This is a genomic window from Acinetobacter sp. QJM3NY_42 (genome assembly GCF_056173745.1).
In genome coordinates, this window is sequence record NZ_CM149689.1 from 1312009 (window position 1) to 1324643 (window position 12635).

Sequence of the window (12635 nt, forward strand, 5' to 3'; positions counted from 1 at the left end):
GTGTCGCTAAACCGTGTAACAGGAAAGCAGCATCCTTTACATTTCGAGTTTATACATCGATTAATTGGTTATCTCATGCTGTCTTTGACAGTGGTGATCTATTATTTCACCGCTCCAGAGACCAATTATCAAATTTATCTTCCATTTGCTTTTTTGGGGATTTTACTAGTAAGTCGGCGCCTAGAGCGTTGGTTGAAGTACCGCTTTGACTATAAAATAAAAAGAAATATATTATTCTTACTAGATGTGATTGTTGTGGCCACTACATTGGCTGCTGTACACCTGAGCTTGACCCTTACTTTTCTGGCTATCTTTGGTCTGGTTTACACATCAATCAATAATAAAATTTCTTTTTTGATGGCTTCGGTTGCTGCCTTACTGAGCATAATTATTTTTTATTTTCATAGCCTGTTTGTCTTTGGCACTCTCCAGTACTTTGAAGTTACTTCACCAGAACTGACAGTCATCGGTTTATTATGCCTCATCATTTTTATTAATTTAGGTAATTATTATCAGAATCAGCATATTCAAAAGCTCGATCAGCAGCGTCTTTACTATTTTGAACAAATGAACCGTTATATTGAGTTTGCAAATCAGTTAAGCCGCTATGCTCCTTTACAGCTCTGTCAGCAGATTATGAATGGTGAAGTAGAGGCTAAAATTGAATACAAACGAAAAAAAATGACAATCTTTTTTTCAGATATCCAAGGATTTACTGAACTTTCTGAGACTCTGATTCCTGATGATCTGGCATTTTTATTAAATGAATATCTGAGCCATATGACAGATATCGCCAAGCAATATGGCGCTACCGTTGATAAATTTATGGGTGATGCCATACTGATTTTCTTTGGTGATCCAGATAGTCAAGGCGTAGAGCAGGACGCGAAAACTTGTATCGAAATGGCAATTGCTATGCGCCAGCAGATGAAGTTATTACGTGAACGTTGGAAAAAAATGGGATATCCGGCGTTACATATCCGTATGGGGATCAGTACAGGATATTGCCATGTGGGTAATTATGGTGCTGCTCATCGTATGGCTTATACGATTGTGGGTCGAGATGCTAATTTGGCTGCACGTCTACAATATGCCGCCGAGATTGACGAGATCCTGATTGCGGATGAAACTTATAAACTGATCAGAAGTGAATTTCTGTGTGTTCCTAAAACACCTATTTATTTAAAGGGATTTCAGGAACCTGTCCGTACTTGGCAAGTTATGGAAAAATTCTCGGTACATCGGCTTGAGCATCAGCAATGGTTTGATTATGAATATAAAGGATTTCATCTGATTCTTAATCTGGAAGAAATAGAAAACTTTGAATATAGTGAGCTGGTGGAAGTACTGGAGCAAATGATTGAGCGCATCCGTACCCAGCAAAAATTAACGAATTCTCATGGCGTAGCTAAGCTTAATCTGGCTGATGAAATCAAGCCGGTCGAGCAAGAACATGTGAATACCTCAAATCGTAAAAATTTTAATGATATGAAGGTTGATCAGTTTTAAACTCTTGTTATTAATGTTCCTATTAAAAAAGCCCCTTACGTAAGGGGCTTTTTTTAGTGATTTTCAGAAGCGTGGTTAATAGTGTATTTAGGTATCTCAATTTCCAGATCTTCCTCTACCACTTTTACCTGACAGGAAAGTCGAGAGTCAGGCTCTAGCCCCCAAGCACGGTCTAGTAGATCTGCTTCTACATCATTCATTTCTTTAAGGCTGTCGAACCCCTGCCGTACAATGACATGGCAAGTCGTACAGGCACAGGACATATCACAGGCATGTTCAATTTTGATGCCATTTTTCAATAGGCTTTCACAGAGATTGGCATTGTGTTCAACTTCAAACTCGGCACCTTCTGGGCAAATTTGCGCATGCGGAAGAACTTTAATACGTGGCATAAGTCATTACCTGTTTTCTAGTTTGAGTTTGACCAATCATCAAGTTTAGTACCTTTTAATGCATGATCAATATGCTGATTCATACGTAAGGCTGCGAAAGTATCACTATGGACTTTGAGCTGTTTAACTGCCTGCTCAATTGAATGAATATCATTTTGCTCCAATTGGCCTTTTAAAGCATTTTTTGCAGCTTGAAGTTCGGTTAACTGGTCTTTGGATAAAAGCTCGGCATCAACCTTTAATGCTTGCTCCAGTGCTTCCAGTTCACGTTGTGCTTCTACTTTGGTTTCTTGTAGGTGCCGTAAATCTTTATCTTCTTCAGCATATTTGAAACCCTCAAGGAGTAAACGTTCAGTATCTGCTTCTGAAAGGCCATAAGAAGGTTTAATATCAATTTTGGCATTTACACCAGACGTAGTTTCTTTGGCACTTACTGTTAGCAAACCATCCGCATCCACCTGAAAGGTGACCTCGATACGGGCCTGTCCGGCAGTCATAGGTGGAATACCATGTAATACAAAACGTCCCAAACTGCGGCAGTGTTCTACTAGATCACGTTCACCTTGCACGACATGAATCAGCATAGCAGTCTGACCATCTTGATAAGTCGTAAATTCTTGGCGGCGAGCTACCGGAATAGGGGTGTTACGCCCAATCAGACGTTCTACCAGTCCACCCATGGTTTCAAGACCAAGCGATAATGGTGTAACATCTAATAATAATGAACCTTCTTGAGTATTACCAATCAGTTGGTTCGCAGTAATAGCTGCACCAATTGCCACAACTTCATCCGGATTAATAGTACAAAGCGGTTCCTGATTGAATACTTCTGCAACAGCACGCTGGACTGCATAAGAGCGAGTAGATCCCCCAACCAATACAACATTCTGAATATCCGATAATTCAAGTTTAGCATCACGCAAAACACGTTTACAGACGCTAATCGTTTTATCCAGTGCAACTTTAATAATGCTTTCAAAGGTTGGGCGGTCAAGCTGTAAGGTATGGTCCAATATCGTCAACATGGTCGAATCGGCATTTGTTAACGCTTCTTTTGCCCGACGTGCAGCAAATAATACCTGTGCATATTCCTGATTATTGAATGTTTCAATATTAAGTTCTTTTTTTGCCCACTTTACAATTAACCGATCCAGATCATCACCACCTAAGGCTGTATGGCCTCCAGTAGCCAGAACTTCAAATACACCTTGACTGAAACGTAAAATTGAAACGTCAAAAGTACCGCCACCTAGGTCATAAATCACATAGTTACGGTCAGTTGCGAGATTGGTTGCCTGATCTAAACCATAAGCTACAGCTGCTGCTGTAGGTTCATTTAATAGACGTAAGACATTAAGTCCGGCAAGCTGAGCTGCATCACGGGTAGCCTGACGTTGAGCTTCATCAAAGTAGGCTGGTACGGTAATGACTGCACCATTTACCGGATTTTGTAAGCTTACTTCAGCACGGCTCTTTAACTGCTTTAGAATATCTGCAGAAATCTCAACAGGAGTTTTACGGCCTTGTACAGTTTCAAAGGCAGGCATCTGACTGGCTTCACCCAACAATGTGTATGGATGCTGAAATTTAATATCTGTCTGTGAGCGTCCCATGAAGCGCTTAACAGAAATAATGGTGTTTTTGGAGTCACTAGTAACAAAAGGCTTGGCGTCTTCGCCATAGTGAGTCGAATCTAAGCCGTAATGCACAATAGATGGGAGTAATACACGACCTTGTTCGTCATTCAGTACTTTAGTTTTTCCTGATAATACGGTCGCGACAAGCGAGTGCGTGGTTCCTAAGTCAATTCCGATTGCAATACGGTGTTCATGTGGCGCACTTGATTGACCCGGTTCAGCAATTTGCAAGAGAGCCATGTATTAAATCCCTTGTAAACAAGTAATAAAAATAAAATTAATAGTCATCATCTAAATCAAAGCTATCATCATCTAACAACTGGTCTTCAGCTTTATCAATATCATGCAGAACTTTCTGAAAGAAACGCAGTTTACGCACAGTATCACGTGCTTCAGCCCAGTCTTCTTCCTGATAATCAATCTTGAATTCACGGACCAGTCCATCGATCCATTGTCTGACTTCTTCTTTGAGTGTTTGAAGCTGCTCAGTATCGGTAGCTTCATCTAGCTGTTCCCGAATTTCCAGAGCTGACTGCAAGAATTCAAAATCATTAATAGATTGGTCAAGATGATAGTCCTGCTTTTTTAAGGCCAGCAAATAAGCTGCACGGCTATCAACCTGTGATAAAACTTTGTATGCCTGATTGATTTCACTTGATTTGATCAGTGCTTGATCTTTATCTGTGGCTTTATCTGGATGATACTGTTGCTGCAATTTTAAAAACTGATTTTTTAAAATTGCCAAATCAATATCGAGTGCTACAGGAAGATTGAACAACTCAAAGTGATTCATGAAAGATAATTTCCAGGCTGGTAAATACAGTTAAAACAGTGCTAGAAGCACTGTTTTAACTTCGATACATGAGAAAGGTAATTTAGACTGTGAAAGATTCACCACAACCACATTCACCTTTCTGGTTCGGGTTGTTGAACTCAAAGCCTTCATTTAAGCCATTTTTTACATAGTCCATTTCTAGACCATTCAGGTAAACCAGACTTTTAGGATCTACAAAGACTTTTACACCGGCCTGGTCAAAAACTTGATCATGTTCATTAATATCATCAACAAATTCAAGAACATAAGCCAAACCGGAACAACCAGAAGTTTTCACACCAATACGAATGCCTTCACCCTTACCACGGTTCTGCAGGTAATTTCGAATATGAGTTGCAGCAGTTTCAGTTAAGTGGATCATGAAAACTCCATTAATTTATCTAGGATACGTCTAATCAGGCTTGAGATTTCTTGCTACGATAATCTTCAATAGCTGCTTTAATCGCATCTTCTGCCAATACAGAGCAGTGAACTTTAACCGGCGGTAATGCGAGTTCAGTCGCAATATCAATATTCTTGATCGCTTGTGCCTGATCAAGAGTCTTGCCTTTTAACCATTCGGTAACTAGGGAGCTTGAAGCAATAGCAGAACCACAACCATAAGTTTTAAAACGTGCTTCTTCAATTACACCGCTATCGTTCACTTGAATTTGAAGACGCATAACGTCACCACATGCTGGTGCACCCACCATGCCAGTACCTACATTTTCTGCGTTTTTATCTAACACGCCCACATTACGGGGATTTTCGTAATGATCAATTACTTTTTCGCTATAAGCCATGATGCTTCTCCAAACCTCGGGGTCAGCCTTAATATTAATATGAGGGTAAAAACACTTATTTCAATAAATCAGTGTTCAGCCCATTCAACTGAAGAAAGGTCGATACCTTCTTTATACATATCCCAAAGCGGAGAAAGTTCACGTAATTTCTCAACAGCAGCTTTGGTAATTTCCAATACGTGATCAATATCTTCTTCAGTTGTATATTTGCCGAAACTGAAGCGGATAGAGCTATGTGCGAGTTCGTCTGACAAACCTAGTGCACGCAGTACATATGATGGTTCGAGGGTTGCAGAAGTACAGGCCGAACCACTTGAAACTGCAGCATCTTTAAGCGCCATCATTAAAGATTCACCCTCAACGAAATTGAAGCTGACATTTAAATAGTTGGCAACGTTCTGAGTCGGGTGACCATTTAAGAAAACTTGTTCAAGATCTTGCAGACCATTCCAGAGCTTGTCACGTAATACACGTAGACGTTGCTGTTCAGCTTGGAGGTTTTTACCTGCCAGTTCGAATGCTTCGCCCATACCAACAATTTGATGTGTTGGCAGAGTACCAGAACGCATGCCACGCTCATGACCACCACCATGCATCTGAGCCTTTAAACGTACACGTGGAGTGCGGCGTACATAAAGGGCGCCCATACCTTTAGGGCCATATATTTTATGAGCTGAGAAACTCATCAAATCAATTTTCATGGTAGAAAGATCAATTTCAACCTTACCGGCTGCCTGTGCAGCATCTACATGGAAGAAGGTTTTATTGGCACGGGTCAATTCACCAATAGCAGCAACATCAGTAATGGTACCGATTTCGTTGTTAACCATCATTAAAGATACAAGAATAGTATCCGGACGAAGAGCTGCCTGAACCATTTCAGGCGTAATTAAACCTGTTTGTGGCTGTGGTTCCAGGTAAGTAACTTCAAAACCTTGCTCTTCCAGCTCACGGCAGGTATCAAGTACAGCTTTATGTTCAATTTTGCTGGTAATAATGTGTTTGCCTTTGGAAGCATAGAACTGAGCTACACCTTTGAGCGCAAGGTTGTCAGATTCTGTTGCACCCGAAGTCCATACAATTTCGCGTGGATCAGCTTTAACCAGATTCGCCACCTGCTCGCGAGCGTATTCAACTTTTTCTTCTGCCTGCCAGCCATATGCATGTGAGCGAGAAGCTGCATTACCAAAAGTACCATCAAAGGTTAAGCATTCCATCATACGTTCAGCAACCTGTGGGTCAACTGGCGTAGTTGCTGCATAATCAAGATAAATTGGACGTTTCATGTCAAATACCTGTAACCGATAAAAGAGCTGAATCAAAACCTGGTGCGTTTTGGCGAATAGCAACGGTCTGTACGTTGTCACGGGCTACAAGATCAGCCAGAGTGATTTTCGCAAGATAATCGGCAATGTGATGGGAGAGTTCTTGCCATAAATCGTGAGTCAAGCACATTGCACCATTTTGACAGTTACCCTTATGGTCGCAGCGTGTTGCATCAACAGTTTCATTTACAGCTTCAATAATTTCTAACACAGTAATTTCATCTGCAGTTCGTGCAAGGTGATAACCGCCATTAGCACCGCGAACACTGGAAACTAAACCATGACGCTTCAATTTTGCAAATAACTGCTCAAGGTAAGCGACTGAAATAGTTTGGCGGGCAGCAATTTCTGCTAGCGTGATCGTTTGTTCAGTTGGCTGCAAAGCTAAATCAAGTAGAGCAGTCACTGCGTAGCGACCGCGAGTGGTTAAGCGCATGACTCGATACACATGTTGAGACTAGATATATAGATTTTAAGAATCCCGACTAAAATAGTCAAGTTTTTTTACGGTTAATTGTAATGTTTTAAAACCTAAGTAAAAATATTTTTATTTTGGCCATAAAGTATATATCAATAAAGCAATAAAAAGCAGGCTTATAACCAATAAAGATAGCTTTAAATATTTGTTTTTTTGCTCAATGCGCCGAATACGGCTTTTATGCAATTTTACTTCCACCAAAAGTGAGTTAATTTGTACTCGCTGCTGGTCAATTTTTTCAAGTAGAGGCGCAATACGTTTTCTTGATGCAATGACTTCATCTTCTTGAGGGGCTTCTTTTAACCACTGACGCCAGTCAGCAAATAGTTTTGGTACACTAAAGTGTAAAATAAGATCACGAAACTCGTCACGTAATAAAGGATCTCCTGCAATACGCATGGCTTTAATACTACGACGATTACCGAAAATAATGATGCGTAATAAATCTAGCAGGGTGGAGTTAATCTCTAAATCAACCGGCTTTACAGGAGCACGGCTGTCAAAAAGCAAACCATGAGGACTAAACTGTACATAAAAATCAAAGTAGGGTAGATAACTATTAATTTTAAGTACGATTTGCTTTTCAACAAATTTTTTGGCGTGTACGCGAACGACCCGATCATGCTTCAACACAAAAGAAAAAACCGTTTCCAGTACGATCATCACAATGGTGAGCAACAAATGATGATTTGTTCTTTGTTGCGACTCGCTCATATATCTTTATCCTTTAGTATTTAATAGAGCGTCCCGTCTCTAACCCGAACTGAGACTGCTGCATACTCTTAATAATTTACTGATTTAATGTGCTTTGTAGAACAGTTTAATCAAACGATCAAGCCCGGGCGTTGTTATTATAGGGCTATTTTTGTAGCTAAATGCAGTATAATGTTTATAAAATATTCAGGAGATTGTTTAAATGGATAATACCAAAACGGATCTGGTTGAAGAAACAACATTAAATAGAAAAATTCCTGGAACCAAGAACAGTACAAGAAGCGGCCGAAAGTCTGCTCTGGATTTCAGAAAATATACTAAACAGATTTGGCTGGCTGGCTTGGGTGCATTTTCTCGTGCTGAAGAAGAAGGAAATAAATTATTTGACTCACTGGTCAAGGTTGGAGAAGAGCTGGAATCTAAGACATCAGATTCTGCTGAAGCTGGTAGTAAAATAACTGAACCCTCTCGAAATCCGGTTCATGAAATCAAGGATGGCGTAGAAAAATCTATAGATCACAGTATTCAGAATTCATTAAGCAGGATCGGACTGGCTACTACTAAAGATATTCAACATCTGGAACAGTTAATATTACAATTACATCATAAGGTTGACGTTTTAGTAAAAGAAAACCAGATATTGAAAGAACAAGAGTTGAAAAAGCAGTCTGAATCTTAACTTTCCTAATTTTTCAACATTTTTTTAGCATTAATTTTTGCGAAATCTTATTTTTCAGTATTGCGTTTTCCCCTAAAGCATTGCTATAAAGGCGTCATGGCCTTTTAAACTACAGCCTTGGTTCTTAAACAAACGATATCAAGAGGACGTTATCTTCATGAATAAATCAGAATTAATTGATGCGATTGCAGAAAAAGGGGGATTGTCTAAAACTGATGCTGGTAAGGCATTGGATGCGACTATTGCTTCAATTACAGAAGCGCTTAAACAGGGTGATACTGTAACTCTAGTGGGTTTCGGTACTTTTGGCGTGAAAGAACGCGCGGCTCGTACTGGCCGTAATCCTAAAACTGGTGAAGAATTACAAATTAAAGCAAGCAAAGTGCCTAGCTTTAAAGCAGGTAAAGGCTTAAAAGATTCTGTAGCTTAATCTTTTGTGGCTCAAGAACGCGCCAGAAGGCGCGTTTTTTATTAAAATGAAGAAAAGCCTGGCTTTATACATTCATTCACTTGTGTTTTTCAGTTAAAATCCCTTCGAAATAAAATATTGGAATACTTATGGAATCTTTTCGTAAAGTCATAAAGGGTTGGCTTGGTATCGTCCTGCTAATTTTGTTTTTGACCCCTTTAGCATTTGTAGGTATTGAAGGATATTTTAGCGGGGGTAATAAAGAAAATGTCGCTGCTACAGTAAACGGGCAAGAGATCTCCAAAAAAGAACTAGAGTCACTGACTAAATCTTATAAAGAACAATATTTAAACTTTGTAAATGGCGATGAGACCTTGCTGAATCAGCCTTTTATTCAGCAAACGGCACTGGATCATCTGATTGCACAGAATCTGATTTTACAGCAAGCTGAAAAACTGGGTATTTCTTTAAGTGATGCACAAATTGAGCAGATGCTGGCCCAACAGCCAAGCTTCCAGCAAAATGGACAATTTTCTCAGACATTATATGAAAACTACTTGCGTTCTGTCGGGTTAACCAGTCAGGGCCTAATTGCAAACTTGCGACAAGACCATGCTTTAAAAATGTTAAATAGTACATTTGTAGATTATACGCTGGTCAGCAAAGTTGACATGAATCAGATTGCTAACTTGCAGACTGAGCAACGTACATTATTCCTGTCCAGCATTCCGCTAGATGAATATAAAAAGAATATTCAGGTTAGCCAGCAGGACATTGCTAACTATTATCAGAAGCATAAAAACAGTTTTAAGCAGACGGCCCATGTAGATGTGGATTATATTGTGTTGTCACCTGAACAGGTAAATACTAAAGCAGCACCTGTTACGGATGCTGAGTTGCAGCAGGCTTATGCAAATTTTGTCGAAGCTCAAAATAAGAATGCAAAGCGTGAAGTTAAGCATATTCTTATTGCAACTTCTGATACTCGAAATGAAAACCAAGCGCAGAAACTCGCTAATGAGGTTTATGCAAAGATTCAAGGGGGAACGAACTTCGCACAGGCAGCTGCACAATATTCAGATGATATAGACTCTAAAACGAAAGGTGGCCTGATTGAAAGTTACCAGACAGGAGTTTATTCTGAAGCTTTTGATAAAGCTGTTCTGGGTTTAAAAGCAAATCAGATATCTCAACCCGTAAAGACCCAATATGGTTATCATATTATTCAGGCACAAACACTTGCGCAGAATATTCCTTCGTTTGAAGCTGAAAAGAGCCGTCTGGCTGCTGAAATTCAAAAGTCTAAAGTTGCAAACTTGTTTACTGATACGGTAAACAGTTTAAATGAAATGGTTGTTAGTAGCGATTCACTTGATGTGGTGCCTCAAGAAATCAAAGGTACACGCATAGAAACAGTTAAAAATGTTGGTTTAAATACTCGTCATCCAGTTTTAAATGACCCAAGTGTGAAAGCCCGTATTTTTAATGAAGATGTTAAAAATGGCGATCGTAATGTAACTAGCAATCTGCAACTTGCTACAGGGGAAGCAGTTTGGGTTAAAGTACGTGATTATCAGCCTGAAGGAGTTCAGTCGCTAGCTCAAGCTACTCCTGCAATTAAAACTAAAATAATTGACGAAAAAGCTGCCGGTTTAGCTGCCGCGAAGCTTAAAACCATGCTGGATGAATTTAAAACCCAACCAGCTCAACAGGTTTTAGCTAAACATAAAGTAGCTTTCCAGAGTGCTGGTACATTTACCCGTTCTCAAGGCTTAAAGCGCGACGTTGAACGTGCTGCTTTTAGTGTAGCAGCCCCAAAATCAGGTATGTGGTCTGTAACTACAGCAGCCTTGCCTAATGAGCTGGTATTGGTTGCTGTGGCAAATGTTAATAAAACCACTTCTAATGCTTTAACACCGGAACAGCTTCAGGAGTTAAGTAAACTCTATCAGCAGTTACGTGGGCAGCAGGAGCTGGAAGATTACACCCAATATCTAAAATCTAAAGCTAAAATTAAATAGCCTTTAAAATAAAAAAAGCACTTCGGTGCTTTTTTTATTGATCAGCTTTTTATATTAATAAGCCAGTTTTTTCGCCATCCATATTTCACAAGCATTACTATGTCCTGTATTACCTAAAGGCTGATCAAGACGTTCGAATGCTAGTCGTTCATAAAGTTTGACAGCTTGATATAAGGTGGCAGTTGTTTCCAGATATATTGTCTGGAAGTTTTGCTGTTGTGCAAATTCAAAACATTGTTGTAAAAGCTGTTTGGCCAAACCGTATCCTCGAGTTTCAGGAAGAAAATACATTTTCTGGATTTCCAGAATTGAAGTATCTCCCTGTAGCGGTGCAATACCACCACCTCCTACTATTTTTCCCTGTGTGCTCTCTACTACCCAATAGCGACTGTTAGGTTCTTGATAAACCTGATATAGATCATCCAAGATGGGATCAGAGACTGCAAAACCTGCATCACTGGCAAGGCCGAATTCCTGAGAGACAGTACGGATAATTTGGGCAATAGATGGATTATCTTTAGATTGAATAAGTCTTAAATTAAACATATTGGAATTAGTCAGAACTTAAAAAGAAGACAGACTGTTATAACAAAAAATCAGTTAGTTGTAAGTCTGTCTCTCTATAAGTGGATCTTTACTATTTAAGTTCGCTAGAAGTTTTTCCTAACTCGCGCCGGGCAATAATCAGCTGTTGAATCTGCTGAGTACCTTCAAAAATATCCAGAATTTTTGAGTCACGTGCCCATTTTTCTAACAGTTCATCTTCCCCATAACCCACGCTACCTGCCAGCTCTACACATTTTAGTGTAATTTCATTACCAATTCGACCTGCTTTAGCTTTGGCAATTGATGCTTCTTTTGAATTCGGTTTCTTGTTGTCTGCCATCCAGGCAGCTTTTAATGTGAGTAAACGTGCTGCTTCCCATTCCGCCTCCATTCTATAAATCTGTGCAGCAAGATATGAAGTTTGTAAATAAGGTGTAGCATAGTTCTGGTCAAGCTGGTCTTTAAAAATTTCCTTGATACGTTCCAGAGAAGCCCGGGCGCAACCTACTGCCATAGCAGCCACCAGCGGACGTGTATTGTCAAAAGTTTCCATCACTCCAGCAAAACCTTTCGCTATATCAATATCCGGATTTCCAAGTAAGTTTTCAGCTGGTACACGGCAATTAATAAAACTGATAGCCGCTGTATCTGAAGCTTTTATTCCTAGTTTATGCTCTAGTCGTTCTACTTTCATACCCGGTGTACCTTTTGGCACCACAAAAGATTTGATTGCTGCACGGCCGAGCTTAGGGTCAAGTGTAGCCCAAACTACAATTGAGTCAGCACGCTGGCCTGATGTTACAAAGATTTTTTCACCGTTCAGTATATAATCTGTTCCGTCTTTAATTGCTGTAGTTCGGATTGCTGCAGAGTCAGAACCACAGTCCGGTTCGGTAATTGCCATTGCAGCCCACATCCCTTTAAAGCGTTCTAACTGTGAGTCATTGGCCACTGCTGCGATGGCAGAATTTCCCAAACCCTGACGAGGCATACTGAGCAATAGTCCTGTGTCGCCGTAACACATTTCCATAATGCCCAGAGCTGTGGACATATTTACACCATTTTTATTACCCTGTATGTCGGCGCCACGTTTTCCGACTGCTGCACCTGCATTCAGTCCTTCGACCCCTTCATTCATTCCATCGATGAGAGAGGCAATCATATCCAGTTCTTTAGGGTAGCTGTGTTCAGCTTTGTCATACTTACGAGAAATAGGACGTAATACATGTAAAGCGACCTCTCGAGCTTGCTGTACCATCAGCTTATACTTTTTTGGATTCTGCAAATTCATTTTTTAACCTTTTTTAT

The 12635-nt window shown here is 40.0% G+C and carries 14 protein-coding genes; 4 read left to right on the top strand and 10 right to left on the bottom strand.

Annotation, left to right across the window (positions count from 1 at the left end):
• Complete coding sequence (locus AC0VYT_RS06125) at window positions 1-1509, top strand: adenylate/guanylate cyclase domain-containing protein (protein WP_005014576.1); 1509 nt, start codon at window positions 1-3, stop codon at window positions 1507-1509.
• A gap of 53 nt (window positions 1510-1562) precedes the next feature.
• Here the strand turns inward: AC0VYT_RS06125 and fdx are convergent, their stop codons facing one another.
• From fdx to AC0VYT_RS06165, 8 genes are all read right to left on the bottom strand, one after another.
• Window positions 1563-1901, bottom strand: a complete 339-nt coding sequence (gene fdx, locus AC0VYT_RS06130) for an ISC system 2Fe-2S type ferredoxin (protein WP_005014575.1) — start codon at window positions 1899-1901, stop codon at window positions 1563-1565.
• Between the two features lie 17 nt (window positions 1902-1918).
• The gene (hscA, locus tag AC0VYT_RS06135; protein WP_005014571.1) at window positions 1919-3778 is read right to left on the bottom strand and encodes a Fe-S protein assembly chaperone HscA; all 1860 of its coding nucleotides are present in this window, start codon (window positions 3776-3778) and stop codon (window positions 1919-1921) included.
• A 37-nt stretch (window positions 3779-3815) separates the two neighbouring features.
• Window positions 3816-4331 (bottom strand): Fe-S protein assembly co-chaperone HscB, encoded by a 516-nt coding sequence (hscB, locus tag AC0VYT_RS06140; protein ID WP_005014570.1) that lies wholly within the window; start codon window positions 4329-4331, stop codon window positions 3816-3818.
• A gap of 82 nt (window positions 4332-4413) precedes the next feature.
• On the bottom strand, window positions 4414-4734 hold the full coding sequence (iscA, locus tag AC0VYT_RS06145) for an iron-sulfur cluster assembly protein IscA (protein WP_005014569.1): 321 nt from the start codon (window positions 4732-4734) through the stop codon (window positions 4414-4416).
• A gap of 34 nt (window positions 4735-4768) precedes the next feature.
• On the bottom strand, window positions 4769-5155 hold the full coding sequence (gene iscU / locus AC0VYT_RS06150; RefSeq protein WP_005014568.1) for a Fe-S cluster assembly scaffold IscU: 387 nt from the start codon (window positions 5153-5155) through the stop codon (window positions 4769-4771).
• A 68-nt stretch (window positions 5156-5223) separates the two neighbouring features.
• Window positions 5224-6441, bottom strand: coding sequence for an IscS subfamily cysteine desulfurase (locus AC0VYT_RS06155; protein ID WP_005014567.1), 1218 nt, complete (start codon window positions 6439-6441; stop codon window positions 5224-5226).
• 1 nt (window position 6442) lies between these two features.
• Window positions 6443-6916: an Rrf2 family transcriptional regulator gene (locus AC0VYT_RS06160; RefSeq protein WP_005014565.1), complete on the bottom strand. Its 474-nt coding sequence runs from the start codon at window positions 6914-6916 to the stop codon at window positions 6443-6445.
• A gap of 111 nt (window positions 6917-7027) precedes the next feature.
• A complete protein-coding gene (locus AC0VYT_RS06165; RefSeq protein WP_005014563.1) occupies window positions 7028-7672 on the bottom strand; it encodes a hypothetical protein in 645 nt (214 codons plus the stop codon).
• Between the two features lie 202 nt (window positions 7673-7874).
• Between AC0VYT_RS06165 and AC0VYT_RS06170 the strand changes: the two genes are divergently transcribed.
• The 3 genes from AC0VYT_RS06170 (at window position 7875) to AC0VYT_RS06180 (ending at window position 10781) form a co-directional block, all read left to right on the top strand.
• Window positions 7875-8351, top strand: a complete 477-nt coding sequence (locus AC0VYT_RS06170; protein WP_005014562.1) for a phasin family protein — start codon at window positions 7875-7877, stop codon at window positions 8349-8351.
• 157 nt (window positions 8352-8508) lie between these two features.
• Entirely contained in the window at window positions 8509-8781 is a 273-nt protein-coding gene (locus AC0VYT_RS06175) for an HU family DNA-binding protein (protein ID WP_005014561.1), read from the top strand.
• Window positions 8782-8909: 128 nt separating this feature from the next.
• On the top strand, window positions 8910-10781 hold the full coding sequence (locus AC0VYT_RS06180) for a SurA N-terminal domain-containing protein (RefSeq protein ID WP_005014559.1): 1872 nt from the start codon (window positions 8910-8912) through the stop codon (window positions 10779-10781).
• A gap of 54 nt (window positions 10782-10835) precedes the next feature.
• Here AC0VYT_RS06180 and AC0VYT_RS06185 read toward each other — a convergent pair whose 3' ends face one another.
• Both AC0VYT_RS06185 and AC0VYT_RS06190 read right to left on the bottom strand, forming a co-directional pair.
• Window positions 10836-11327 carry a GNAT family N-acetyltransferase gene (locus tag AC0VYT_RS06185; RefSeq protein ID WP_005014557.1) on the bottom strand — a complete coding sequence of 164 codons (492 nt, stop codon included), beginning with the start codon at window positions 11325-11327 and terminating at the stop codon, window positions 10836-10838.
• Window positions 11328-11418: 91 nt separating this feature from the next.
• Window positions 11419-12618 carry an acyl-CoA dehydrogenase family protein gene (locus tag AC0VYT_RS06190; RefSeq protein WP_005014550.1) on the bottom strand — a complete coding sequence of 400 codons (1200 nt, stop codon included), beginning with the start codon at window positions 12616-12618 and terminating at the stop codon, window positions 11419-11421.
• Window positions 12619-12635: the final 17 nt, after the last annotated feature.

Bases quoted from the DNA above. Each gene is read 5' to 3' on its own strand.
- hscA (WP_005014571.1), bottom strand. From the start codon at position 3,778: ATGGCTCTCTTGCAAATTGCTGAACCGGGTCAATCAAGTGCGCCACAT.
- hscB (WP_005014570.1), bottom strand. From the start codon at position 4,331: ATGAATCACTTTGAGTTGTTCAATCTTCCTGTAGCACTCGATATTGAT.
- AC0VYT_RS06165 (WP_005014563.1), bottom strand. From the start codon at position 7,672: ATGAGCGAGTCGCAACAAAGAACAAATCATCATTTGTTGCTCACCATT.
- AC0VYT_RS06180 (WP_005014559.1), top strand. From the start codon at position 8,910: ATGGAATCTTTTCGTAAAGTCATAAAGGGTTGGCTTGGTATCGTCCTG.
- iscA (WP_005014569.1), bottom strand. From the start codon at position 4,734: ATGATCCACTTAACTGAAACTGCTGCAACTCATATTCGAAATTACCTG.
- AC0VYT_RS06170 (WP_005014562.1), top strand. From the start codon at position 7,875: ATGGATAATACCAAAACGGATCTGGTTGAAGAAACAACATTAAATAGA.
- AC0VYT_RS06185 (WP_005014557.1), bottom strand. From the start codon at position 11,327: ATGTTTAATTTAAGACTTATTCAATCTAAAGATAATCCATCTATTGCC.
- AC0VYT_RS06175 (WP_005014561.1), top strand. From the start codon at position 8,509: ATGAATAAATCAGAATTAATTGATGCGATTGCAGAAAAAGGGGGATTG.
- iscU (WP_005014568.1), bottom strand. From the start codon at position 5,155: ATGGCTTATAGCGAAAAAGTAATTGATCATTACGAAAATCCCCGTAAT.
- AC0VYT_RS06190 (WP_005014550.1), bottom strand. From the start codon at position 12,618: ATGAATTTGCAGAATCCAAAAAAGTATAAGCTGATGGTACAGCAAGCT.
- AC0VYT_RS06155 (WP_005014567.1), bottom strand. From the start codon at position 6,441: ATGAAACGTCCAATTTATCTTGATTATGCAGCAACTACGCCAGTTGAC.
- fdx (WP_005014575.1), bottom strand. From the start codon at position 1,901: ATGCCACGTATTAAAGTTCTTCCGCATGCGCAAATTTGCCCAGAAGGT.
- AC0VYT_RS06160 (WP_005014565.1), bottom strand. From the start codon at position 6,916: ATGCGCTTAACCACTCGCGGTCGCTACGCAGTGACTGCTCTACTTGAT.